The following is a 24726-nucleotide window of genomic DNA, read 5'->3' as shown; positions in this document are numbered from 1 at the left end:
TGGCTTGCCGGCGATGGGCCGCAAGGCGGCCCCAATCAAGCTTTCAAGGAGAACAACATGCCCCGCCAAATGAACCTGGGTGCCTTCCTCATGGCCACCGGTCACCATGTGGCCGCCTGGCGCCACCCGGCCGTACCCGCCGACCCGCTGGATTTCGCCACCTACAAGCGCACCGCACACATCGCCGAAGCGGCCTGCTTCGATGCCTTGTTCGTCGCCGACAGCGTTGCCGCGCCCAGTGACCCGCTGGCCAGCCACAGCGCCCGCTCGGTGTACTTCGAGCCACTAACCCTGCTGTCGGCGTTGAGTGCGGTCACCGAACGCATCGGCCTGATCGCCACTGCCACCACCAGCTACAACGAGCCGTATCACGTGGCACGCAAATTCGCCTCGCTGGATCACCTGTCCGCAGGCCGTGCCGGTTGGAACATGGTCACCTCCGACGCTGCCGCCGAAGCCGGCAATTTTGGCCGCCAGGCGCATATCCCGCACGGCGAACGCTATGCCCGTGCCGGGGAATTCCAGCAAGTGGTGCAAGGCCTGTGGGACAGCTGGGCCGATGATGCGTTTGTGCGTGACAAGGCCAGCGGCCTGTTCCACGACCCGCAAGCCGTGCGGGCTATCGACCATGTCGGCGAACACTTTCGTGTCAAAGGCCCGCTCAATGTCGCCCGCTCGCCACAGGGGCGACCGGTGCTGGTGCAGGCCGGTTCGTCCGAAACCGGCCGCGAGCTGGCGGCCCAAAGCGCCGAAGTGGTGTTCACCGCCCAGCCCAGCCTGGCACGCGCACAGGCCTTTTACGCCGACCTCAAGGGCCGACTGGCCCGCCATGGGCGGGATGAGCAATCGCTGAAGATCATGCCCGGCGTGTTCGTGGTAGTGGGGCAAAGCCAGGCGCAGGCCGAGGACAAGTACGAACAGTTCCAGGCGCTGGTCGACCCGCGTGTCGGGGTTGGCCTGCTTGGGCGAATGCTCGGCAACTTCGACCTTTCCGGCTACCCGCTGGATGGCCCGCTGCCCGATTTGCCGCCCACCGAAGACGGCCAGCGCAGCCGCCAGCAGTTGCTCACCGAACTGGCAGGCAACGATCAGCTGACCCTGGCCCAAATGGGGCGGCGCATTGCCGGTGGGAGAGGGCACTACAGCCTGGTCGGTACCCCGGTGCAGATTGCCGATGAGCTGCAAGCCTGGTTCGAAGGCAGTGCCGCCGATGGCTTCAACGTGCTCGTGCCGCACCTGCCCCTGGGCCTGGAAGACTTCGCCCGCTATGTAGTGCCCGAGTTGCAGCAGCGTGGGCTGTTCCGCCGCCAGTACCAGGGCCACACCCTGCGCGAACACCTGGGCTTGCAGCGCCCAGCCAACCCTTACTTTGCCGAACGAGACCAACCATGAGCTACACCGCCAACCCCGAGCGCTATGCGCGCATGCCTTACCGACGTGTAGGCCGCAGTGGCCTGGTGCTGCCGGCCCTGTCCCTGGGCTTGTGGCACAACTTTGGTGATGCCACGCCTATCACCACGCAGCGTGCCTTGTTGCACACCGCCTTCGATGCCGGCATCAACCACTTCGACCTGGCCAACAACTATGGCCCGCCCTATGGCAGCGCCGAGATCAACTTCGGCCGGCTGCTGCGTGAAGACCTGCGCAGCTACCGCGACGAGCTGATCATTTCCAGCAAGGCCGGCTGGGACATGTGGCCGGGGCCATACGGGCAGGGCGGCAGCTCGCGCAAATACCTGATCTCCAGCCTGGATCAGAGCCTGGCAAGGCTGGGGCTGGATTACGTCGACATCTTCTATTCGCACCGCTTCGATGCCGACACGCCGCTGGAAGAAACGGCCATCGCGCTGGCCGACATCGTGCGCCAGGGCAAGGCGCTGTACATCGGCATCTCGTCCTATTCCGCCGGCAAAACCGCAGAAATTGCCGCATTGCTCGATGAGCTGAAGGTGCCGCTGCTGATCCACCAGCCGTCGTACAACCTGTTCAACCGCTGGATCGAGCGCGATCTGCTCGACACCACGGATGCCTTGGGTGCCGGGGTGATCGTATTCACAGCGCTGGCGCAGGGCCTGCTCAGCGACAAATACCTGAATGGCATCCCGGCCGACGCCCGGGTGAACCGCGCGGGCGGCGGGTCTTTGCTACCCCGGCACTTGTCGGAAACCAACATCGCCCGTGCACGCGCCCTGAACGACATCGCCCGTCAGCGTGGCCAGAGCCTGGCCCAACTGGCCTTGGCCTGGACACTGCGTGACCCACGGGTTACCTCTGCCTTGATCGGTGCCAGCCGGCCCGAGCAGATCACCGAGAACGTTGCGGCGCTCGACAACCTGGCGTTCACCGCCGAGGAGCTGGCTGCCATCGACCAGTACGCCGTGGAAGGCGGGATCAACCTGTGGGAAAAACCCTCGACCGACTGGAAGGAGTGACCGATGCGCGTGCTACACCTTGCCATGCTGTTGTGGGTGGCCCTGGCCGGAGTGGCCCAGGCTGCAGACCCGGCTACCTTGCGGATTGGCTACCAGAAGGGCTCGATCAGCCTGGTGCTGGCCAAGCAGCATCGTCTGCTGGAGCAGCGATTTGCCAGTACCCGCGTTGAGTGGATCGAGTTCCCGGCCGGCCCCCAGATGCTGGAGGCATTGAACATCGGCAGCCTCGACATCGGCTCGACCGGTGATATCCCGCCGATCTTCGCCCAGGCTGCCGGTGCCGACCTGTTGTACATTGGTGCCGAGCCAGCCAAGCCCCAGGCCGAGGTGATCCTGGTGCCGAAAGACAGCCCGATCAGCGCGGTGGGCGAGCTCAAGGGCAAGCGCATTGCCCTGCAGAAGGGGTCCAGCGCACACAACCTGCTGTTGCGTGCCTTGGCCAAGGCGGGGCTTGGAATTCGCGATGTTCAGCCGGTGTACTTGGCACCCGCCGATGCCCGGGCGGCGTTCGAGCGGGGCAGTGTGGATGCCTGGGCGATCTGGGACCCGTTCTACTCTGCCATCGACCTGGAGGGTAAGGCGCGGCTGTTGGCCGACGGCCAAGGGTTGGGGCTGATCGGGCCGTTCATGCTGGGCTCACGGACCTATGTTGAAGCCCATGGCGCCTTTGTCGGCCAGTTGCTCGATGAAATCAGCCGGGCCGAGGCGCTGACCCGCAGCGATGAGGCTGGGAGCATCCGCTTGCTGGCGCAGTTCATGGGCTTGCCGGAGGCGGTGGTGCAGCGCAGTTTCAGCCACCGGCCGGCATCACCGGTGCTGCCGGTGAGTGATGAAATCGTGGCGGCGCAGCAGCGCACTGCAGCGTTGTTCTTCGACAACAAGATCCTGCCCAAACGGGTCGACATTGCCGGGGCAGTGTGGCAACGGGAGTAAGTTACCCAAGCGGCCTTGCGTCGCGAAGGGGCTGCAAAGCAGCCCCCGACAGCCTCACAGGTTACCTTTCCGCCTGCGTTCTTCCCGATCTACCCGTCTATTTTCAGCACTCATTTCTAACTTCAGAGATTTACAAATGAGTGTATTTACCGCCTATTTCTGCGGCACCGGCTCCCACCGCTTCGACAACGCCAACCCCGATTTCTGGAACGGCGAACTGGTCTCGACCCTGGCCAGCAACGATCAGGGTCGCGAATTCGCCCACTGGATCGCCGTCGACGGTCCCGGCAGCGGTAACCTTCAGGATGACAACCTGTTCGTCGAACCCGGCGGCTATTTCAACTGGACCGGCCAGTTGTTCGGTCGTGGTTGGGAAGAAAACGTCAACCATGTGTTGCAGGTGATCAAAGGCGAAAGCAGCTGGCAGCGCACCCAATTGAGCCAAGAAGGGTACGAGCGACTGAAGGACGCTGGCGTACCTATCCCGGATGCTTCCGCCACAGCCTCCTGGTTCTGGCGTACCTACGACTACGGTAACCGCCACCCGACACCGCAGGAACTGCAAGAGCGCATCATCAGCATGTTCCGCAAACCGCGCCTTCCGCTTCAGGTCAACCTGGTGGGCTGGAGCCGGGGAGGGATCAGTTGCCACATGCTGGCCAACGCCATGGCACAAGACCCGGTGCTGCGGGACATACCGGTGAACATATTTGCTATCGACCCGGTACCCGGGATTGGCAATGTGCAAACCGAACGCACCACACTGGCGGCAAACGTGCGTGAATATGTCGGCTTCTATTCGCGGGATGAGCGTTCCAAAGGGTTTGCCTGCGTGATCCCGTCCGTGGACAGCCGTACGCAGATCTCCATTTATCCGATGTCGGGTCGCCATGCCACGCTGGTGGGCAACGCGTCGGCCGATGGTGCGAGCGGTGGCGAGGCGTTCAAGGAACCTGGGCTGGTCGTTCGTCATTTCGCTGAAGTCTGCCTTACCCGCTGGGGTGTTGCCCTGGACAAGCGACTGGCCTTGAGCGATCGGCAGCTCATGGAGTATCACCGGGCGATGACCGCTGCCGAAAGGCAGTACCACGCCATGCGCAGCCAGTCTTACACGGTGCTGACCGAGGGTGAGCGAGATGATCGGCTGGTGCATTGCGGCGAGGCTTGCACGCACTTCAGCAAGGTGTGCGGTGATGACTATGATCCGACCGAAGGCCTGGCTTTGACGCGTTGGGACGCGACTACCTACAAGGCGCTGCGGTAGCCGATGCGGGCGGCCGGATCAGCGGAAAAATATTTTGCATGGTCCCTCTATCCAACCGCCCCGAGTTCGATTGAAAATGGCGCCGCGGGCCAGCCCCGATAACAACAACCTTCCCTCCGTGACATCATGTCTGAATATAACCCTTGCCTTGACTGCGGCGCCTGCTGCGGGTACTTCCGTGTGTCCTTCTTCTGGGGCGAATGCCAGTCTGCCGGGGGGGTCGTGCCAGATGACCTGGTGGTGCAGATCAACCCCACCCGCGTTGCCATGATCGGCACCGATGCCAAGCCATGCCGCTGTGTCAGCCTTGAAGGCGAGATCGGCAAAGAGGTGGCTTGTACCATTTATGCCAACCGTTCCAGCCCTTGTCGCGAGTTCGAGGCGTCGTGGGAGGGTGGGGTGCACAACCCCAGCTGTGACGACGCGCGGGCGGCGTATGGGCTGCCGCCACTGACGCCGCCAGGGGCGAATGAACCGCATTGGCCGGATGACGGGGCAGAGGTGGCCTGATCGGCTGCATCGGTGCCTGGCAGCGTTCGGGGCCGCTTTGCGGCCCATCGCGACGCAAGACTGCTGCTGCAATTGATCGCGTAAACCCGAGGGATCACCCTTGGGCAAACGCCGTCAGCTTCTCGCCATCCAGCCGGTAGCGCACCCACTCATCCTGCGCCTCGGCACCGAGCTTCTCATAGAAGCCTATCGCCGGCTCGTTCCAGTCCAGCACGCTCCATTCCAGGCGGCCACAGTTGTTTGCCACCGCTTCGCGGGCAATGTGCCGCAGCAGTTGCCGCCCGGCACCGTCGCCTCGCTGCTCAGGCGTCACGTACAGGTCTTCCAGGTAAATGCCGTTGCGCCCGAGCCAGGTCGAGTAGCTGTAGAAGTACACGGCAAAGCCGACTGCCTGGCCATCGCGCTCGCACATGAGGCTGTGCACCGTGCTGCCCTCGCCAAACAGGCTGTGCTCGATGTCGGCGAGGGTGGCAACCACCTCGTGGCGGGCGCGTTCGTATTCGGCCAGCTCGGTGATAAAGGCCAGAATCTGCTCGGCATCGGAACGAACGGCAGGGCGAATGGTGAGGCTCATGGTAACGGCTTCCTTGATCCAGGTTTGCAGTACAGTGATGTGTATTCACAAAATTTAATGCAACTGTACAGGTCGCAGGGAAGGGCGACTCCGCTAGTGTGACAGCACCTGTAACGAAAGTGGAATGCCCGCCATGCTTGCCTCTGCCGACCTGCTGACCGCTTTCGTGCTGTTTGCCTTCGTGTCTTCTATCACCCCTGGCCCGAACAACACCATGTTGCTGGCCTCGGGGGTGAATTTTGGTGTGCGCCGCTCTATCCCTCACGCCTTGGGCATAAGCGTCGGCTTCATGGTGATGGTGCTGGCCGTCGGCCTGGGCCTGGGTGAGGTGTTCAAGGCCTGGCCGCCGCTGTACACGGTACTGCGCTACGCCGGCGCCGCCTACCTGCTTTACCTTGCCTGGAAAATCGCCACCTCCGGGCCGGTCGGCACGGCCTCGTCCAGCGCCCGGAAACCGCTGGGTTTCTGGGGGGCGGCGGCGTTCCAGTGGGTCAACCCCAAGGCCTGGGTGATGGCGGTGGGGGCGATCACCACCTACACGCCTGCGCAAGGCTATGTGACGAACGTGATTGTGATCGCGGCCTTGTTCGCGTTGGTCAACCTGCCCAGCGTCGGCGTGTGGGTGATGTTTGGCAGCGCCTTGCGCACTCTGTTGCAGAACCCCCGCTGGCTGATGCTGTTCAATGTCCTGATGGCCTTGTTGCTGGTGATTTCACTGTACCCGCTGCTGTTTGTAGAATCAGCGTTTTCCTAGCCCCGCGAGTACAGCAAACCGATGCAGTTGATTCCCTGGTCCCACGAATGCGCCGAAGGTTTTACCCTGCGTGGCTGGCGAACCCCGGCCAGTGGCAAGCCGCTGCTGCATTTCTTGCACGGCAACGGCTTCTGTTGCCTGGCCTACCAGCCATTGCTGATGGGCCTTGGCGAGCATTTCGACCTGTGGCTTTGCGACGTTCAGGGGCACGGCGACAGCGATCACGGTGGCGTGTTTCGTGGGTGGAACCGTACAGCCGAGCTGGCAGTGGAGGCTTTTCAGGCCGAGCGTGGCGAGTATGGCGATGTTCCCCGGTTTGCCGTGGGCCACAGCTTTGGTGGCGTGCTCACCGGGCTGATCCTAGCCAGTGAGCCGCAACTGTTTGCCCGCGCGGTGCTGCTTGACCCGGTACTGTTCAGCCGACGCATGATCGGTGTGATGGGGGCGGCTGCTCTGGTTGGCCTGCACCAACGCCATGCCCTGGCGCGCAAGGCTGCCAGCCGTCGCAGCCACTGGCCCGATCGCGAGGCAGCGCTGGCCTCGCTGAAAGGGCGGGGCATTTTCAAGGGCTGGGCCGATGCGGCGCTGCAGGCCTATGTCGAACATGCCATCGGCGATTGCGGTGATGCGGTAGTACTCAAGTGCCGGCCCAGCCGGGAAGTGGAAATTTTCAGTTCGTTCCCCAGACGCATGTGGGCAAGCCTGACCGCAATCAGAACGCCGACGCGGGTGTTGTATGGCGAGCAGACTTATCCCTTCGTGCCGCACTCAGTAAACCGTCTGGCGGCGCTCAACCGCGCCGTGACTGCACATCAAGTTGCAGGTGGGCATTGTTTCATGCAGGAAGATCCGGCTGCGGCGGCTCAGCAGGTGCTCGCTTTCTTGCAGGGCTAACTGTTCCATGCATGGAACGATGCATGCCAATTCAGCTGGCTACCGCCAGATTGTCGTCATTGATAAGGTTAACTCAGCCAAGAGAGGAGCCTTCTCATGAAACAGATTCTGGGTATCCACCGCAGCCCGCACGCCCATTGGGTGGGTGACGGCTTCCCGGTGCGCAGCCTGTTCACCTACGACAACCTGGCCAGCCGAATCAGCCCATTCCTGCTGCTGGACTACGCCGGGCCCCATGACTTCAGCCCCACCAACGCACGGCGTGGCGTTGGCCAGCACCCGCACCGCGGCTTCGAGACGGTCACCATCGTCTACCAGGGCGAACTGGAGCACCGTGACTCCACGGGCGCTGGCGGCCTGATCGGCCCTGGCGACGTGCAGTGGATGACCGCAGCCAACGGCATCATCCATGAAGAGTTCCATTCCCCGGGCTTTGCCCGCAGTGGCGGTACGCTGGAGATGGTGCAGCTGTGGGTCAACCTGCCGGCGCGAGACAAGCGTGCAGCGGCCGGTTACCAGACGTTGCTGGCGCAGGACATCCCTGAAGTCACGCTGGACGGCGAGGGCGGTAGCTTACGGGTAATTGCCGGTAGCTACCGTGGGCATACCGGCCCTGCGCGGACGTTCACCCGCATGGATGTATGGGACCTGCGGCTGAACGCCGGTGTAGCCCTGCAACTGCCGGTGGCCGCCGGGTGCAACGCGGCGCTGGTGGTGTTGCGCGGTAGCGTGCAGGTCAACGGTGAGCGCGAAGCCGGGCCCTCAAGCCTGGTGCTGCTGGACCGGGGTGGCGAGGATGTAACGGTCGAAGCGCTGGAAGGTGCCAGCGTGCTGCTGCTCAGTGGCGAGCCTATCGATGAGCCGATCGTCGGTTATGGCCCGTTCGTGATGAATAGCCAGGCGGAAATTGCCGAGTCGTTCGACGACTTCCATGCCGGGCGGTTTGGGCAGATGCAGGATGCGCGTCGTGATGCGGCGCACTGAGCGGTAGCCCGCCATACTGAACGCTGCCAAGACCACTCGTCGCCTAGTGTGCGATTGCGATCGAACACACGGCCCCTGCTGGCAATCTTCCACTAAGGTGCTAAGGGATTCCCCGCATCATCATTGCCCCGGCGCATGGACGCCCGCCCCGGCATGCGCAATATCAATTGGCGCCTCGCCTCACAAAGGCGTAATTCCACACAACAGACCATCCCACAGAGAGGGTCGTACCATGTCGTTGATTGGAGTTTCGATGCTAGAGATGCGGCAGTTGATCGAGCAGGCCTGCTTGCCTGATCGCTGTGAAGTCAGCTGCCTGGATGGCACCAACCTGACCATCCGCCTGGGTCAGGGTCAGAGTCTCGACGACGGCGTGACCCTGAGCGGGGTCCCGCTGCAAAGCCTCAACAGCTGCCGTGACCTGGTCCACCTGGTGGGGCAGCTGCACGCGCTGCGTGACAGCCACCCGGTGCCACTTAAGGCCATTGCCTGAGTGAGCCGATGTATACCCGGCCGGCTTGAGCTGGCCGGGTTTATTTGCGTTATCCGGCCTACTGCAGCTCCAGCAACAGGTTCAAACCCCCATCCCCGCACTTGCCTTGGTCACGTACGACACCGTGGTAACTGCGCCCGTCCCAAACGAATGCCACGCTGTGGGCTCGGTCGACCTTGTCGGGCAGTGGCGGACAAATGTGCAAACGCAACGCTGGCCGGCCCTGCAGGTTGAGCGCGGCGAGTTGGCACTGGCACTCCACGCTTTGCGCCACCGGGCCAAACAGGGTGTCGCGCACGTAATCGAGTTGCAGCGAGGCATTGGGTGCACGGCCGGGCATTTTCATGAGCGTGCGGCTGATGAGTCGTGTGGGGGCATCGGGCAAGGCAAGTACGGCATGGCAGGCTCCTGGGTGTGAGAACGCGGCTTATTGTTTGAAGCTTGCCAGACCAAGATGTTCAACGTGTTTCATGCACGTTCATCGTGTTTGTGTCAGCTACCGGCCTTGCGCAACGTGAGGTTGATCCGCCGCTCGCCCATGCGCGGATGCACGCCGGGCTTGATGGGCTGCACCCCGTGAAAGCGCAAGCGGTCTTCGCCGCCCCAGATCAACACATCGCCATGGCTCAGGGGTACGCGCTGGGTCTTGTCGGCGCGCTGCAGGCCCCCCAGCAGAAAAACGGCCGGTAACCCCAGCGACAACGACACGATCGGCTGGCTGAAGTCCTGCTCGTTGCGGTCCTGGTGCAGGCTCAGGCGGGTGCCGGGCAGATAATGGTTTACCAAGCAGGCGTCGGGGACAAAACCCTCGAAACCGGCCATTGCCGCAGCGCGGGTGGCCAGGCTCAGTATCACCGGGGGCAAGGCGGGCCAGGGCCTGCCGCTGAGCGGGTCGGTGGCACTGTAGCGATAGCCGTGTTCATCACTTACCCAACCCAGTGCGCCGCAATTGGTCAAGGCGACGGCCATGTGCAGGCCTCCCGGTGTGCGCATGTGCCGGAACGGCGCGGCGCGCAGTACCGGGCGCAAAGCGTCCAGCAGGGGTTCGATTTCGCCCAGCGCGAAGCCGGGCAGCAGCACGGTATGGCTGGCCAGGCGTTGTGGCTGAGGGCCGAACAGGTCGAGGTCGGACTGGATCATGGCACTGCACAGGTTCAAGGGTTACGGCATTGTATCCCGGCATGTGCAATCGAGAAAAAGGAACCGCGGCACCAGGGAGAGGAGCACCGCGGTTCAAGGGGGGAGTCGTTTACTTCTGGGTCACGGTGGCCAGGTTCGCGCTGCCCAGCTGGGTGATGGTGGCGGTTTGGGCGATACCGCTCTGGTCGACGTACGCCTTGTTGCCCTGGCCTCCCTGGGTCACGTAAGCGACGTTGATGCTGTCAGTCTGCTTGATGGTGGCTTCGTTGCCGCTACCGTACAGCTGGTTGGTATAGCTCTGGTTGCTGTACCCGGACTGGTCCAGCGTGATGGTGTTGCCAGTACCCTGGCTGTTGCCGTAGGCGTAGTTGTCGGTACCGCGCTGGTCGGCGATCAGGATGTTGTCCGTACCGTTCTGATCGAAATACAGCTCGTTGTTGCTGTCGGCCTGCTTGGTCTGCATCTGGTTGCCTTTACCCGTCTGGGTCAATGTGGCCAGATGGTCAGATCCGTTCTGGGTCAGGTTGACGCCGTTGCCGTTGCCGTTCTGGTTGATGGTGGCGTGCTGATTGGTGCCGAACTGGCCGCCCATCTTGGCGCCTTTCCAGTTGCTGGCGGTGATGCTGTTGCCATTGCCTTTGGTATTGATGGTCAGGTTGAGGTTTTCACCATTCTGATAGGTGAAATGCAGGTTGTTGTTACCCGTCTGGGTGATGGTGGTGGTCGAGTTGTTGGTCTCGAACTGGTCCGACCAACTGGCGTTGGCGTTGCCTTGCTGCGACAGGCTGACCTTGTTGCTCATGCCAAAGCTCTGGTCGATATAGCCTTCGTTGGACTGGCCGGTCTGGACCACGGAAGCCTGGCTGCCAATCTGGGTGTCCTGCCACACTTCAACCGAGTTGCCGCCACCGTATTGGCCAATGCCAATGGTGCCACCGGTACCTTCGCGCTGGTCGCCGTAAGCCCAGTTGTCGTGGCCATCCTGGTAGACCTGGATGTCGCCGTCGGCATGGTTCAGGTGCTCGGCGGTGGCGTAGTTGTCTTGGCCGGTCTGGTTGACGGTACTGCGGTTGTTGCTGCCACCGAAGGTCTGTTCGATGAAGGCCTCGTTGCGCTGGCCGGATTGCCAGGTGGTGGCTTTGCTGCCTTCCTGGCTGTCCTGCCACACGGTGGATTTGTTACCGACACCTTGCTGGGTTTGCAGCGATTCGTTGTTCAGCCCCACCGACTGGCTGGCGAAAGCGTCGTTGTAGCTGCCTGCGGCTTGCTGTTTGATCCGGCTGCCATTTTCGAACAACTGCTCGGCATAGCCGGCGTTGTACTGGCCGGTGGCACTCTGCTGGATATCACTGGTGCTTTCGGTTTGCACGGCCAGGTGATTGTGGCCCTTGCCGGTCTGGTTCTGGGTGGCCGAAGCGAAAGACGCCTGGGTCTGGCTGACTTCGGCGATGTTTTCCTTGCCGTCCTGGGTCTGGGACGAGGTGCTGTCAGCAGCCATGGCCTGACCAGCGAGGGCCAGGACGATAGCGGCACTTAACGGAGCGAGCTTGTACATGGTGGTGCCTCCAGGTCTATCGGTATTGGGTGATCTGAACATGCTGGCCATTGCCGGTCTGGGTCACGGAGCTGTTGAGGCCCGAGCCGGACTGCACGATGCTGGCGCTGTTGTCGTTGCCGATCTGCTCGATGGCTGCGCTGTTGCTGCTGCCGCTCTGGCGGATCGATGCGCTGTTGCCATTTCCCTGTTGGCTGATGCTGGCCATCAGGTCACTGCCTTCCTGCAAGATGTACGCTTCCTGCGTACCGCCGGCCTGGACGATGCGGCCCAGCAGGGCCTGGCCGTTCTGGTCGAGGGCGGCGCGGTTGCCCGACCCTTGCTGCTCGATCACCGCAGCCTGACCGGCACCGACCGGTAGCAGGCGGATGATCACCGGGTCACCGAGGTCGTTGCCGGGCGCAAGGTCGGCATTGTCCATCAGGTCGTCGGCCCAGCTGGCCTGGCCCACGAGGGCCAGGCTGAGAAGCAGTGGATACAGGCGTTTCATGGCGTTTCCCCGCCTTTACTGCACAACCACGTTGACGGTGCGGGTAGTACCCGGGCTGGTGGTGATGGTTGCCGTCGGCGCGGCGGTCGGGACTATCGTGGTGCTGTTGCTGACGGCCAGGCGCCAGCGGCCGTTAACCGGCACTGTGGTGGTACCCAGCGTCTGCACCCCGGTGGTGGTGGTGACCCGGACCGTGACAACGTTGCCCGTGGTAACCGATGAGGTACCGCTGATATCCCAGTTGTAACGGTTGTTGGAGCGTGCCGTGACGGTGGCTGCCGTAACCGTGAAGGTTTCGGCGGCTGGCCGTGGCGACACGTTGACGGTGACCGTACCCGGGGTGGACAGCGCCCCCAGCGAGTCACTTGCCTGGTAGGTGAAGGTGGTGGTGAAGGCTGCGGTTACCGTGGCCGGTGGGGTGTAGGTCACCGTGGTGCCATCGGTGCTGACAGTGCCTCGGCCTACCGCCGGTTGTGTGACGGCCGCAACAGCCAACGGCACGTTGCCTTCCGGATCGGTGTCGTTGGCCAGCACGTTGATGGTCAAAGGCACGCCCAGGGTGGCGACCGTTTCCGGGTTGGCGGTGGGTGCCTGGTTGGGTGCAACGTTGATGGTGACCGTAGCCGGTTCCGACTTCAGGCCCTTGGCGTCCACCGCGCGGTAGCTGAAGGTGGCCACCAGTGGTTGCGTAGCCCCGGCTGGCGGGGTGTAGGTGACCGAGGTGGTACCGTTGAGCACCACGCCGCCAAGGCCGGTGCCTGGTTGGGTGAGGTCACTGATGGTCAGCGGCACGTTGCCGTCCGGATCGCTGTCGTTTTGCAGCAGATTGAGGGTAATGGGCACACCGACACTGGTGCTGCCAACATCGGCCTGGGCCAGCGGCGGCTGGTTGGCCGCTTCAACCGGTGCGTTGCCGACCACGATCACCGGTTCTACATCGCTGCCCCCGTGGGCAGACTTGACCGTAACGGTGGCCGGCGGTTGCGCCACATCGTTGACCGTGATGCTTTGCAGCGTGCCTGCTTTCGACATGCGGCCGTAGCCTTGGGCGAGCATGTCGGGGATGACGACCTCATCACTGGACCTGGCCTCGATCAGCAGGCGTTTGTTGGCCCAGTCATAGCGTGCAGTGCTGACCTTGACCACATCGGTCAGCTTGCTCGACAGCGCGGTCGGTTGGGTGCCGCCAGCAATGTTGCTGGCGGTAACCACCACCACCGCAGGCGGTACGGCCTGGCTAAGTTGCTGGCTGAAGAACAGGCCGTTGTTGTCCGCCGTCAGATTGAACTCGCAAGGCGAAGGGGGCGTGCCGATCAAGGCCAGGCCATTGCGCATGCACAGGCTGGCCTCTCTCGGAGCCTTGGCGAACACTTCTACACGGGTGCCGCCACCGTTGCGCGAATAGGTGGCTCGCTCCAGCGTGACCGGCGTTTGCGCGCGTTGGTCCAGCACCTTGCCCGAAACGGTGAACAGTGCGGTCTCGATGCGCCCGGGCGGGCCGTCGATGCGGATGAAGTTGGTGTTGAACGGGCTGCCGACCACGGCTTCCGGGCGATTCGGGTCGCCGATGAACGTTTCAGTGGCGCCGGTATCCGGGTTGACCTCGGTATAAGGGCCGCCAACCCCGCGCAGCCATGGCCCGAGTGCACCGTTGAGTGCCCCGGTGAAGTTGCCCGGTGCGCCGATGCCGATGTCGCGGGTGATGTTGATCGCCCGCCGGCCTGGCGTGGTGACGTTGACCGTTTCCACACCATAGGGGTGGGTAATGGTGTAGGTACCGGCGCGTGGCACCGAGACGCGGATACGAATGCGGGCGAAGCTCTGCTGGTCGCCGTCTACCGGGTTTTCGGCGGCAAAGGCCGCTTCCAGGCCGGCAACGTAGGCATCCAGTTCATAGCCGCTGTTGCCGACTGCCGGGATGGTGGCCTCGGCCAGGAACCAGAACATCTCTGGCGGCCAGTTGTCGGGGAATACCAGCGGCAGTGCATCGTCGTAGATGCCGGGCTCTGGCAGCAGCGTGCACATGTAGGATGGCGCGGCGGGGGTGCCGGGTACCCGGGTGCTGGTGGCGCGTGACTGGCACAGCTCCAGCGACTGGTTGAGGCTGTCCTTGTACCACATGGGGTAGCCGCCCGTGGCGAAGGTGTAAGGCCCTGGGTCGACTTCAGACAGCGCAGCGAAGGCGGCGCTGGTAACGGTGAGGGAAAAACCGGCGGCGAACAGCGCACGGCGCGACCAAGTGTTCATGCGGCCTCCTTGAAGGCTGAGCCTTTGTCTGTTCATGGCACCAGCACCACGTCTTCGGTGTCGCTACCGCCATTGGCACTGGTGACCTGCACCTTGGCCGGCGGGATGGGCGAGAGGGTCATGCTTAACGTTTTCACGGCGCCGGTGCCGCCAAGGTTGCCGATCAACGTGCCGTTGCCGGTGTGTGCGGTCAGCACTGGCGGGGTGGTTTCGTCGCTGGTACTGGCCACCAGGGTCAGTTCGCCCGTGGACAGGCGGTATTGGGCCTGGGTAATGGTCACCAGGTCGGTCAGCGGCACATTGCGGGTGGTCAGGCTGCTGGTCGGGATCGCCACGCTGTTGTCGGCGGTTAGCGTCAGGATGCTGCCTGCCGCCGGGTTGAGGGCCGACTGTGCATACCAGGCACCGGTGCCGTTGGCCTCGGTGAGGTTCAGGCTGGGTGTTTGACTGGTCAGGCTGACGCTGGCCGGTGGTGGCGGGGCCATCACGAAAATGTCTTGCTGGGCGCGCAGGTTGCCGTTTTCGGTGTGCCGCGAATAGGTACTGCGCTGTGGCATCAGCGGGGTTGGCAGGGCGACGGTCGAGAGCTTGCCGGATATCGAGAACAGCTCGGTACGCAGGTCGATGCCACCGGGACCTTCGATGCGTACAAAGTTGGTATTGAACGGGCTGCCGGTTACCCGTTCATCCAGGTTCGGGTCACCGATGAAGCGCTCGCTGCCTTCGGTGTAGGGGCCGTTGACACTGCGCAGGAACGGCCCGACATCGCCCTTGAGCGCGCCGGTGAAATCGCCTGCGCCGGCAATGCCGATGTCGCGGGTCATGTTGATCGCCCGGCGGCCGGCGGCGGGCACGTCGAACACTTCGACGCCGTAGGGGTGGGTGACCACGTAGGTGCCAGCGGTAGGTACATCGACCCGGATGCGCACCCGAGCGAAGCTGACCTGGTCACCCTCGACCGGCTCTTCGGCGGCGAATGCCGCTTCGATCGCGGTACCGTAGCTGAGGTCGATGCCGCGGGCGGCGTCGACGATGGCGGCGTCTGCAGTGAACCAGAACGCTTCGTCAGGGAAGTTGGTGGGGAAGACAATAGGTTGCGTATCGTCGAACACGCCCGGCGTGGGCAGCAGCGTACACATGTACGCCGGTGCGCCGGGTGCGCCGGCAACCCTGGAGCTGACCGCCTTGGTCAGGCACAGGTCGAGGGTACGACCGTGACTGTCCTGGTACCAGGCAGGGAAGCCGCCGTTGGCGGGGACGTAGGCGCCTGGGTCGACAGCGTTCAGGGCAGCCTGCGCCGGTAGCTGGAGCATGCCGGCGAAAATCGCCACTGCCAGCGGGTGGGGTATCGGTCGGTGCATGAGTCTATTCCTCCTGCAAACGGGCCCATGAACTTGGGGCGTCTGGGAGGAGATCGGCAAGAGCTGTGCCAAAAGCTGGAAACTGCCTTGCAGGCCTTACGGCACAAGGGATCCAGTATCTAAGCGGGGCATTTCACACGCTGTTGACGGTGGGCAGCCTTCCCCAGGATTGGGGATTGGGGGGAGGCCTTTGCGACCCGATAGGCGGGTGCAGTCCCAACTTTGCTACAGTGCACCGGCCTTCCCCCGGCAGGGCTGGCCCTGCTGCGACATGCCCGGGAAATGACCCGCGCCATGGAGCGCCTGGACAGCGAACTTAGCGAATACGCCGAAGGGGCACGTGGCCATGTGCGGGTACTGGCAAACGTGTCCTCGATCATGGAGTTCCTGCCCGAAGAAACCTCGGCGTTCATGCTGTAAAACCCGCTGATCCAGGCTGAGAAGTCGACATGCGCGATGGCTTGCAGAGCCTGCAGACAATCATGCCGACGGCCGCCAAGCGCCGCTGGATCGACGCCGCCTACGTCGTTGGCGTGCGCCGGACGCGCTTGAGTCCGGCGCCCACCGCATCGTCGCCCCGGTATCGGTCAGCATGGCACACAGCCTGGCCACAGCCTGGTTGCAGTGCAACAGGGCATCCGCGAGCTGGACGCCTCGCTGGCTGGCCTGGGAGGCTGCCCGTTTGCCCCTGGTGCGTCTGGTAATACCGTCACCGAAGACCTGGTGTTTATGCTGCAGGGCATGGGCTACGACACGGGGATCGACCTGCCTGCGCTGATCGCGTCGCGCCGGGTACTGAGCGAAGCGCTGCCGGACGAACCACTTTACGGTTGCATTGCCCGCGCCGGATTGCCGCTCGACTTCGCCCTCAGCACCAACGTCGGCTACAGCATTCAGGGCCACACGTTCAGCGGTGGTTATCAGAAGGTGAGCGGTGACACGGCGTATGCCTATGTGGGCGGTACCGATACCTACCTGTTCAGTGAACAGCAGGTCAGCACCTTTGCCCTGGCCAACGAGCGTGCGTGGATGCTGCGCTATGACTACAACTTCGCCGCCTTGGGTATCCCGGGGCTGACGCTCAATGTGCGCTATGTGAAGGGCGATCAGGTGAAGCCTCAGCGTATAACCAGCGCGAAGGGCAGGGCGCTGGCGGCAGGCGATGGAGAAGGGCGGGAGTGGGAGCGCACCACGGATATCACCTACGTGGTGCAGTCGGGGCCACTCAGGCATGTGTCGCTACGTTGGCGAAATGCGAGCATGCGCTCGAACTTTGCCGATGCGGCGGATGAGAACCGGGTGATTGTGGGGTACACGTTCGAATTTTGAACGTCATGGGGTCGGAGCACCCTTTGACTTCGCCGTACGCGGTTTGCGTGGTTTTTTCTCCGGACGCTTGCCAGGCTTGAGCTGCCAGCGATCTGCGTTGGCGAGCAGGCGCTCTTGAATGGCGGGCGGGTAGTCGCTGAGGGTCGTCACCGGTGGAACGGGTTTGCCAGGCATACCTGCCTCGCGGATCACCTTTGGCCAGCGTGGTCGCCAGCACAGCAGCAGGCTGAGCCAATGGCCGGTACCTACGATGACGAAGGCGGGCCAGACCATGAGCAGGACGACTTTGAACAGCCAGCTGCTCTTGCGGAAGAAGCGGCCAAGGCCTTCGAACTGGGCGCTGAAGGCCTGGATGGGTGAGGGTAGCTGGGTACTCAGGCGAGGGCGGGGGACGGCGTGCGGGCCTTCTTCCATGTAGCGCCGGATGAACTCCCACTCGTCGCGGAGTTCACTGCCGCCTTGGCCTTGTTTGCCGAGCAGGGCCATCTCCATATGCGGGAGGCCCGTGCGGCTGGGGTGCCAGACCAGGCCGAGTCGCATGCCCACGCTGAGTGAGTCATCTTCTGGGTCAATGGCAGTACTTCCGGTTGTTCTCCATGGGAAGGTTACGATTCCGCCACAGTATTTCGGTCTATGGAGGTAAACTTGTTGAGTTACTCGATTGAAGCGAATGAGTAGGTGGCGGCTCGTAAGCATTTCCAGTCGGGTTAGATGAATTCCATACTTCGAGTAAAGGTAGAGTATGGTCGAGGAAACTGAGAGCATTATAACTGTGCTGAGGAGCGTGACTACGGATCGCCCCTCAGGATCCGTAATATCCATCCATATAAAACCAAGGGTGATGTATAGTCCGACAGCAATGGCCGGGGCGATAGCGCCGAGCGTTGCGAGCGTAATTAGACCACGTTTTTCTTCTGAACCGCCACAGCGAACTTCCAAGAAGATGTCGTTAAAAGCGAACACGGGGCCTCTTGCGCAAGGCTTTTCACTGACGGACTGGAAATGCATTTCTTCCTGCAAATCGCCCTCATAGAAGTCTTTATTTCCGCGCTTTTCTTTCGATGTCAGTTCTGCTTCATATGCTTCTCGCTCAGCCTTGGACTCTTTGGTCATTCTCCAAAAACCCCATTCGATCAAATACATTTACAATACCTCGCTGAATGCCGAGTGCAGGGTCTTCAGTTCTTCAAGATCTTCAAAAGGCTTTGAGTTTTTTGCAAGGCGGAACGTGCTGCGCTTGCACCACTTTTCCAAAGCATCGTCCTCAAATATGTAAATTATTACAGTCAGAGCCAGGCTGACCCAGAAAGTGCCAAGAATTAGACGAGCGAGTAATAAACGAGCAGCTTGTGTGCCGAGTTTTTCTGCGATCGCTCCCAAGGACGTGGATACCATCCTTGCCAGCTTGGTTTTGGCATTTTGAGAGAGGTAGTCGAAGAGAGGCTTTGCAATCGCAACTGCTGTCCCTAACTCTGCCAGCGAAAGGGTTATTGTGGCCATCCCTCTTACAAAATACGTAGCGGCTAAGAGTCTGGATTTTTTTTCAGCCTGCTTGGAAGCGCCACTCTGGCTACTATTGAAATGCTCAACTGAATCAGTGAAATCCCACCACGCTAGCAGCGAACCTCCGATACCCGCCAATCCAGCGCCCCATAGTTTCAACCTTCCCAATGTCGCTGCTGCCCCTTTCCCGGTCACACTCTTAGCGCCGTATCGGGCTACCACCTGGTCCACATAGCTGGCTCCGACTTCAAAGCCTGCCGCTGCCGTGGTCATCGCGGCCGCCAACAGTTCAGTCTTCACCCGCGCATCACTGTCGGGCAGTTCGCGAGCCTTGAATGCCATCAGCATGCCTTCCAGCAGGCAGACCAAGCTGGCGGCACGCACTTTGTAGAAGTCACTTTTCTTGCCGTCTGCCTGCATCAGGCTTTCAGCCCAGGCCTGGTCCAGAAAGCGTGCAATCTGGCCACCGCTGCGTTGAGAACTAATCGGTTGCCCGCTACGTGCAGCTTCACTCAGGCGTACGTCGACAGCGGTTTCATGTACCGAAGCAAACAACGCCAGGCGCAGGCCATGGTGCAACGCTCGGTCTGCACTGTTCGGGGCTCCGCTACGCAGGACCTGTCGCCCAAGCGCGACGAACCATCCATACAAGCCGATGCTGGCGCTGTTGTTCTGCTTTTGCAGTTCCTCGTACAGCGAGTTGATACGCCCGAAGGCATTCGTTGCCGCGTGTGCGCGCTTGGCAAGGCCTTCGGCCAGCGTGTAGTTGAACTCCGAGGGCGGTTCCGCCTTGGCGGCCTCAATCAGCGCCGCCAGCTCTTCCCGGATGTCGTCCTGGTTGTAGCTGATGCCGCGCATCGCCAGGTTGCCCCGGTCCGCCACGTCACTGCGCCACCAGTGGTCCAGCACTTTCGTGCCCCAGTCACTCAGTTCCATGCCGATCACGCACTGGCCGGTCTGCTCGGCAAAGGCCAGGCCGCTGATCAGGTCGACGTTGTCATAGCGGTCCAGGGCTTGCAGCAAGCGTTCGCTGATCACCCAGCGGGCGTGGTCCTTGGCGCGGTCTTCGGCGGCTTGCTGGGCCTGTTGCATGGCCTGCTCGAACGCGTCGAGCTGATCGTGCATGGCCTGGCGGTCTACCAGGTGGCCGTATTTCTGGTCGAACTTCTTGCTGAATTCGCCGGCGTCCTGGCGCGCCTGGACCTTGGCGCGGATGTCGCGCTCGAACTGCGCCATGTGCGGCTTCATGCGTTCGTCATGGGCGTCGGCTTGCTGCCTGGCCCGTTCGGAAAAAGCGTAGATCTCCGCATGCAGGTGAGGCTGGTTGCGCACTTTCTCGGCCATGACTTCGCGCTTGACGATCTGCTCGGTCACCATCTGCGGGTAGAGCTTTTCGATCTCCAGAAACGATTGCGCCACCAGCAGCTTGCGCTCGTTGTCCACGCCGGGTTCCACGGTGCGTTCCAGCCATTTCGTTTTCACATCATCGACCGCGGCATTGCGCCAGGCGTTGAGCTCCTGGGTAATGCCGATGGCGTCTTCGATCACGATGGCGGCGCCACGGGGTTTGGTCTGGTTCACTGGCGGCGCCAGGGCCTGGCGTGAGGCGTGGGGTGAGACGATCTGGTCGTTGTTGAAGGGTTGCCGGTCCAGCAGCGCCTGCAGGTCGGCATCGTCCCGGGCCTTGAAGTCGGCTACCCAGTTCAGTTGGTCGTGCTTGAGCACATGGGGCTGCGGCGGGGCGTCGGAGGGCTGGATGAAGCGGGCGATATCAATGGCGGGCAGGCTGTTGCGGTATTCGTCTTCGAGCAGGCGGTAGTTGTCGAGCAGGCGCGGGGTGAGGGGGGAAGGGCTGAACAGCGGACGCAGTTCCTGGATGTCGTCGAGGTCGTAGAGGGTGATGGTCCAGCCGAAGCTGCGGATGATCTCATCCAGATTACCAGTGAGGGGAGCGGGCGCCCACGGTGCGTCGGCGCTGATGTACTGCAGTGACCCGTTGGGTGCCACGCGGTACTGGCTGTGCCATTCGTAGGCATCTGCGCTGTGGCGCTTGATCAGCAGGTAAAGAAAACCTTCACGCAAGGGGCGGATAGCGTAGCTGGAGTGGGTCATCTCGCCCACGTCCTGGAACGGGCTGAGATAACCCGGCAGTTTGGGCAGGCGGGCGCGTTGTGCCGGGTTGCCGCCCACAGCGGCGTAGCGCAGGGGCAGCAGCTCGAAGCGACGGGTGCAGTCGGCGACCGGGCTGTTGCGCAGGGCAGGGCGGTAGCCGGTGGTGATGCGCCGGCACAGCTCAAGGGTTTCGGTAAGCGAGTCCATGTTGTGTACCTCAGTCCTTGGCGTGCAAGCATCGCTGCACGTTGTCGATCAGGGGTGTTTGCTGCGTGCGGGTAGCCGCGATTGCGTCTTGCCAGGCAGGCGTTTCAGATAGTTGTTCACCGTTGCGGGCCATCATCAGCACATAGCTGATCAAGTCCTGCTCGCGGTCCAGCCCTTGTTCACGGGCCTGATTCATGTGGTGTTGAATCAGCTCAACCCGCGTACCGTGGCAGACAGCCGTCAAGGCCGGGCAGGACGGCTCGTGCTTCAGCATTTCGGCAAGTTGATAGCTCAGCGGGTCGCCGGCCAAGGCTGCCCAGCAGTCTTCGCTCAGGGTGATGGGCGGGACAGGGATCATGCGAGGCTGGTCGCCGCCAGCGATTTGCACCCACAACCTCTTGTGCGGATGCGCCACCGGGGCCCACCAGCAATGAATGGGCGCCAACCACTCGGCCACGCCAGGCAACTCGCGGCAGGTATCCAACACTTGCAGGACGGCTGCGGTGTGGTAGCGCAACAGGTAAGCGTGGCCATCCGGCCCGGTAACGGAGTTGGCTTGGCTCAAGTGCTGTACAAGCTGGGCGGCTGGCAGCGCGCTGACGATCCAGCCACTCACCGCACCCGTTGCACGTTGCTCCAGCTGCCACTGGAAATCGTACTGGCCTGAGACATCGGAACCTGGCCTGGAGCCGAACAACCAGGGGCCTACCGCGCGTAAATTGCTGAATTGAGCTTGTTGCAACAAAGGCCAGCAGCGCCCCGTGTAATGTTGGGTCAGCGTTTCCCGGGCCCGGGGTGAAAGGTTGGCCATTTCAACGACGGCACTTAGGCGATAGCGGTCGGATGTGCGTAGCACTTCTACCATTGCTCTGATAAATGGGCTGGGCATCAGCTGGCACCCTCCATGGGAATCATGTTGTGGCCGTCGGCGATGGCTTTGAGCAAGCAACTCAGACAAATCGGCTCCCCAGGCTCAGGTACGCCCGCAGTGGCAGTCATGCGCTGGCTGCCCTTGGCCTGCTGGCTGATCGGCCCCTTGAAGTCCAGCGCAAGGCCGTCCAGCGTGATGCCGGCGCCGTCGATTCGCAGAAGACCTGCCGGGCTTCTGATCGTCAGGCTTTCGCTGACCTGGATGTCGTAAACCTTGGTGGTATGCCGAATACCCTCGCCGGTCTGCAATGTGCTGTGACCGGCCACGACTTGTTCTAGATGGCCACCGATCTCTACCGTGTGGTTGGCCTTGGTGAGGTCCTGCCGGTGATTGCCGACGTGTTCGATTCGGTCCTTGCCTGTGGTGATGGTGTGGGTGCGGCCAATGCTCAGGCTGTCGTCATTGCCAACTTCATGTGTCCGGTTCTGGCCGATGCTTACGGTCTCGTTCCGGGCAACGTCTTCAAGACGGTCCTGCCCAATCGAAATCGTTTCGTCCCGTTCGACGCGTTCGGTGCGATCGTTGCCCACCTGCGTGGTCTCGTCGTGCTTGACGATGTTGTTCTGGTCCCGCTGGGCATGGATGAACACTTCCTCTTTGCCCAGTTCGTCCTCGAAACGCAGTTCGTTGTAACCATCACCTTTATGGGTCTGGCTCTTGATGGTCATGCGTGTCTTGTGTTCGGGCAGGTCGTAGGGCGGTAACTGATCACCGCAGTAGGTGCGCCCGGTGATCATCGGCTGGTCCGGGTCGCCGTTGACGTACTGGATGATCACGTCCTGGCCGATGCGCGGAATGGCCATCGAGCCCCAACTGCCACCGGCCCAGCCCTGCGACACGCGTACCCAGCAGGAGCTGAACTCGTTGTTCTGGCTTTCACGGTCCCACGGGAAGCTGACTTTCACCCGGCCCCATTGGTCGCAGTAGATTTCTTCGCCCTTCGGCCCGACCACCGTGGCCATGTGCGGCCCGTCGATGCGCGGCCGGGGCAACGGGGCCGGCCGCCATTCGGTTCTGCCGGGGACCAGCACGGCGTCCTGCTTGTAGCGTGTGCCTTGCCGGGCAGCTGCGGCTTCCTCTTGCAAGCTGGTGAACTGGACGCCTTCGTGGTGCACGCGGTTGACCCGCCAATGCAGGTTCAGGTCTTCGCGCGGGTGCTCGATCAGGGTGAAACTCAGGCCCGGTTGCAGGCGTACATCGTCGCCTTCCACCTCGGCCATACGGGCGTCATGGCGCAGGGCGGTGATGCGGGTGGCGGTGAAGGGTACGCCGACCGCCTCACGCTTGTAACGACCGGGACAGTCGAAGCGTTCGTAGGCGGTGGACTGGTGCGTCAGGTCGTTGCCCTGCGCACGCTGTTCCAGGCGGTACGCCGGGTGGGTGAAGGTGTAGTCGCGCTGCACCTGGCGGGCGGTACGCACCTGTTCGCTGTAGCGCAGGCGGCGCAGGCAAGGCCTGGGCTGATTGCCGCCGCTGGTGGCATGGTACAGCACCTGGTTGGGGTCGATGTCGTCCGGCTCGAAGAAGCCGCCGTCATCATCGTCGGCCTGAATGGCGCCCCGGCTAATCTGCCCCAGCGCCAGCAACCGGTCGGTGATGATCAGCGTGTGGCCTTTGGGCGTGTGTTCGAAGCGGTAGACGAAGCCCTCTTCGGCAGCCAGGCGGGCGATGAAGTCGAGGTCGGTTTCACCGGCCTGCACGCAAAACTCGCGCACCTCGTGTTTGTCGATGCTCTTCAGCGTGTAGCCGGTGATGCCCTGGCGCTCGAGCATGATCTGCAGAATCTGTGGCACGGTTTTCTGCTGGAAGATGCGCCAGTTCGAGCGCAGCCCCGCGCGGGCCAGCACGGGTTCGACCAGAGCCCGGTAACGGGTGCGGTGAAAGCCCGTTTCGCCCTGGCTGAAGGTGCTGACCAGCCCATGCACATAGCGCAGCGGGCGCTCACCACGCCAGATCGTGAACAGCACCGGCTTGTCGAGCAACTGGCCGAAGTCGACATCGTCTTCGAAGCTGATCAGTTCCAGCTGCAACTGGAATGGCGTGCTGATGGCCTCGTCCAACTCGAACGACACCACCTCAAACTCGCTGCGGCCAACCAGCGGCTGGAAGGTAAAACGCAAATCGGTTTGGCTAGGCATGTGGCGTCCCCCACTACTGCTGCAAGATGGCGTCGAGCGATTGCAGGACTTCGGCGGTGATCAGGTCGAGGCGGTAGCTGTAGTAGCTGTAGGTGCAGACCATGGCGATGGCCGAGAGCACCAGCGGGCTCCACCAGGGCCACTCCCAGCGCCGCCCGCGGTAGGGGCGATGGACGACGTTGGTGTAGGGATCGCAGACGGCTTCGGGGGTGGGACCGCGCAGTTCGCGGATGACCTTGTGCATGCGCGAGATCAGGGCCTTGATGATGTCGTCACACTTGGGGTCGAGGGCGTGCTTGCCGCGCAGGCCCAGGCAAATGCAGAAGTACAGGAACTCCAGTACATCCTGGAATTCCTTGGGCGACTGCATGACCCGCTCGAGCAGCACGAAGATTTTTTCGCCGCCCTGGGTTTCGTCGTGGAAGATGCTGAGCAGGGGCTCGTGGCTCCAGCACGAATTGTTGCCCCAGGGGCGGCTCATCACGGCCTCGTCCAGGAACAGACACAGGGCGTAGGAGTAGACTTCCTGCTGGGCAACGGGGTAGCCGTGCTGCCGGATTTCTTCGCGGATGTTGCGGACCTGGTTCTGCACGGTCTTGTGCACGTAGGCGATGTTGGGCAGGTCATCCAGTGTGTTCAGGCGAATGGCCAGGCCGAACAGCGGGGTGGCGGCGTCGAGCATCAGGTTCTCAAAGCCGCCGCGTAGCTGGAACTGCGGGTCGGCGGGGTAGCCGAGCGGTTCCGTGGCGTGTTCAGGGCCTGCCCCGCTGTGAGGCTCCTGGACAGCCTCTATATCCTCGAGCAGAATTGGCTTTTTCATGGCGGGCACAGGCTTGTCAGTGCCGTCGGACTGTCTGGACATCCTTAATCCTCGT

At 62.4% G+C, this 24726-nt stretch carries 21 protein-coding genes and 3 pseudogenes; 12 read left to right on the top strand and 12 right to left on the bottom strand.

Annotation, left to right across the window (positions count from 1 at the left end):
- The first annotated feature begins 57 nt into the window (after nucleotides 1–57).
- The 5 genes from ACF8MI_RS23015 to ACF8MI_RS22995 all read left to right on the top strand — a co-directional run bounded on the left by ACF8MI_RS23015 (nucleotide 58) and on the right by ACF8MI_RS22995 (nucleotide 5139).
- Nucleotides 58–1392: an LLM class flavin-dependent oxidoreductase gene (locus ACF8MI_RS23015; RefSeq protein WP_104834683.1), complete on the top strand. Its 1335-nt coding sequence runs from the start codon at nucleotides 58–60 to the stop codon at nucleotides 1390–1392.
- Nucleotides 1389–2432, top strand: coding sequence for an L-glyceraldehyde 3-phosphate reductase (gene mgrA, locus ACF8MI_RS23010; protein WP_060499894.1), 1044 nt, complete (start codon nucleotides 1389–1391; stop codon nucleotides 2430–2432). Before ACF8MI_RS23015 ends, mgrA begins: the two co-directional genes overlap by 4 nt.
- A 3-nt stretch (nucleotides 2433–2435) precedes the next feature.
- A complete protein-coding gene (locus tag ACF8MI_RS23005) occupies nucleotides 2436–3365 on the top strand; it encodes an aliphatic sulfonate ABC transporter substrate-binding protein (RefSeq protein WP_060499895.1) in 930 nt (309 codons plus the stop codon).
- Nucleotides 3366–3501: 136 nt separating this feature from the next.
- Nucleotides 3502–4629: a hypothetical protein gene (locus ACF8MI_RS23000; RefSeq protein ID WP_164524559.1), complete on the top strand. Its 1128-nt coding sequence runs from the start codon at nucleotides 3502–3504 to the stop codon at nucleotides 4627–4629.
- Nucleotides 4630–4755: 126 nt separating this feature from the next.
- Nucleotides 4756–5139 carry a YkgJ family cysteine cluster protein gene (locus ACF8MI_RS22995; protein WP_016501425.1) on the top strand — a complete coding sequence of 128 codons (384 nt, stop codon included), beginning with the start codon at nucleotides 4756–4758 and terminating at the stop codon, nucleotides 5137–5139.
- Between the two features lie 94 nt (nucleotides 5140–5233).
- Here ACF8MI_RS22995 and ACF8MI_RS22990 read toward each other — a convergent pair whose 3' ends face one another.
- A complete protein-coding gene (locus ACF8MI_RS22990) occupies nucleotides 5234–5713 on the bottom strand; it encodes a GNAT family N-acetyltransferase (protein ID WP_104834686.1) in 480 nt (159 codons plus the stop codon).
- Nucleotides 5714–5837: 124 nt separating this feature from the next.
- Here ACF8MI_RS22990 and ACF8MI_RS22985 point away from each other — a divergent pair, with 124 nt between their 5' ends.
- The 4 genes from ACF8MI_RS22985 (at nucleotide 5838) to ACF8MI_RS22970 (ending at nucleotide 8838) form a co-directional block, all read left to right on the top strand.
- Nucleotides 5838–6467, top strand: coding sequence for a LysE family translocator (locus tag ACF8MI_RS22985; protein WP_060499898.1), 630 nt, complete (start codon nucleotides 5838–5840; stop codon nucleotides 6465–6467).
- Nucleotides 6468–6488: 21 nt separating this feature from the next.
- Nucleotides 6489–7361, top strand: coding sequence for an alpha/beta fold hydrolase (locus tag ACF8MI_RS22980; RefSeq protein WP_200929376.1), 873 nt, complete (start codon nucleotides 6489–6491; stop codon nucleotides 7359–7361).
- 96 nt (nucleotides 7362–7457) lie between these two features.
- Nucleotides 7458–8345 carry a pirin family protein gene (locus ACF8MI_RS22975; RefSeq protein WP_060499900.1) on the top strand — a complete coding sequence of 296 codons (888 nt, stop codon included), beginning with the start codon at nucleotides 7458–7460 and terminating at the stop codon, nucleotides 8343–8345.
- 232 nt (nucleotides 8346–8577) lie between these two features.
- A complete protein-coding gene (locus tag ACF8MI_RS22970; RefSeq protein ID WP_200929375.1) occupies nucleotides 8578–8838 on the top strand; it encodes a DUF1652 domain-containing protein in 261 nt (86 codons plus the stop codon).
- A 58-nt stretch (nucleotides 8839–8896) separates the two neighbouring features.
- On the opposite strand, the gene ACF8MI_RS22965 is transcribed toward ACF8MI_RS22970, so the two are convergent.
- From ACF8MI_RS22965 to ACF8MI_RS22940, 6 genes are all read right to left on the bottom strand, one after another.
- Nucleotides 8897–9184, bottom strand: coding sequence for a hypothetical protein (locus tag ACF8MI_RS22965; protein ID WP_016714040.1), 288 nt, complete (start codon nucleotides 9182–9184; stop codon nucleotides 8897–8899).
- 146 nt (nucleotides 9185–9330) lie between these two features.
- Entirely contained in the window at nucleotides 9331–9978 is a 648-nt protein-coding gene (gene alkB / locus ACF8MI_RS22960; protein ID WP_104835455.1) for a DNA oxidative demethylase AlkB, read from the bottom strand.
- A 109-nt stretch (nucleotides 9979–10087) separates the two neighbouring features.
- Nucleotides 10088–11533, bottom strand: coding sequence for a curlin (locus ACF8MI_RS22955; RefSeq protein ID WP_060499902.1), 1446 nt, complete (start codon nucleotides 11531–11533; stop codon nucleotides 10088–10090).
- A gap of 16 nt (nucleotides 11534–11549) precedes the next feature.
- Entirely contained in the window at nucleotides 11550–12023 is a 474-nt protein-coding gene (locus tag ACF8MI_RS22950; protein WP_104834689.1) for a curlin, read from the bottom strand.
- A gap of 15 nt (nucleotides 12024–12038) precedes the next feature.
- Nucleotides 12039–14270, bottom strand: a complete 2232-nt coding sequence (locus ACF8MI_RS22945; RefSeq protein WP_200929374.1) for an Ig-like domain-containing protein — start codon at nucleotides 14268–14270, stop codon at nucleotides 12039–12041.
- 32 nt (nucleotides 14271–14302) lie between these two features.
- On the bottom strand, nucleotides 14303–15631 hold the full coding sequence (locus tag ACF8MI_RS22940) for a hypothetical protein (RefSeq protein ID WP_156866928.1): 1329 nt from the start codon (nucleotides 15629–15631) through the stop codon (nucleotides 14303–14305).
- Nucleotides 15632–15877: 246 nt separating this feature from the next.
- Between ACF8MI_RS22940 and ACF8MI_RS22935 the strand changes: the two are divergent.
- The 3 pseudogenes from ACF8MI_RS22935 to ACF8MI_RS22925 form a co-directional block, all read left to right on the top strand.
- Nucleotides 15878–16048 (top strand): annotated as a pseudogene (locus tag ACF8MI_RS22935) (LysR family transcriptional regulator); the annotation flags it as partial.
- 32 nt (nucleotides 16049–16080) lie between these two features.
- Nucleotides 16081–16498, top strand: a pseudogene (locus ACF8MI_RS22930) (hypothetical protein); the annotation flags it as partial.
- A pseudogene (locus ACF8MI_RS22925) lies at nucleotides 16499–16960 on the top strand (OprD family outer membrane porin); the annotation flags it as partial.
- Between the two features lie 3 nt (nucleotides 16961–16963).
- Here the strand turns inward: ACF8MI_RS22925 and ACF8MI_RS22920 are convergent.
- Genes ACF8MI_RS22920 through icmH form a run of 5 tightly spaced genes read right to left on the bottom strand, consistent with a single transcriptional unit; the run spans nucleotide 16964 to nucleotide 24713 of the window.
- On the bottom strand, nucleotides 16964–18103 hold the full coding sequence (locus tag ACF8MI_RS22920) for a DUF6708 domain-containing protein (protein WP_164524558.1): 1140 nt from the start codon (nucleotides 18101–18103) through the stop codon (nucleotides 16964–16966).
- Nucleotides 18104–20782 (bottom strand): T6SS effector BTH_I2691 family protein, encoded by a 2679-nt coding sequence (locus tag ACF8MI_RS22915; protein ID WP_200929372.1) that lies wholly within the window; start codon nucleotides 20780–20782, stop codon nucleotides 18104–18106.
- A 10-nt stretch (nucleotides 20783–20792) separates the two neighbouring features.
- Nucleotides 20793–21671 (bottom strand): DUF4123 domain-containing protein, encoded by an 879-nt coding sequence (locus tag ACF8MI_RS22910; RefSeq protein WP_104834692.1) that lies wholly within the window; start codon nucleotides 21669–21671, stop codon nucleotides 20793–20795.
- Entirely contained in the window at nucleotides 21671–23851 is a 2181-nt protein-coding gene (locus ACF8MI_RS22905) for a type VI secretion system Vgr family protein (protein WP_200929371.1), read from the bottom strand. Before ACF8MI_RS22905 ends, ACF8MI_RS22910 begins: the two co-directional genes overlap by 1 nt.
- 13 nt (nucleotides 23852–23864) lie before the next feature.
- Nucleotides 23865–24713, bottom strand: a complete 849-nt coding sequence (gene icmH, locus ACF8MI_RS22900; RefSeq protein WP_060499910.1) for a type IVB secretion system protein IcmH/DotU — start codon at nucleotides 24711–24713, stop codon at nucleotides 23865–23867.
- Nucleotides 24714–24726: the final 13 nt, after the last annotated feature.

Source organism: Pseudomonas sp. yb_9, assembly GCF_043103635.1.
GTDB lineage: Bacteria > Pseudomonadota > Gammaproteobacteria > Pseudomonadales > Pseudomonadaceae > Aquipseudomonas > Aquipseudomonas monteilii.
Note: the sequence above shows the minus strand (reverse complement) of the source record. Positions and strands in the feature narration are given on the sequence as shown.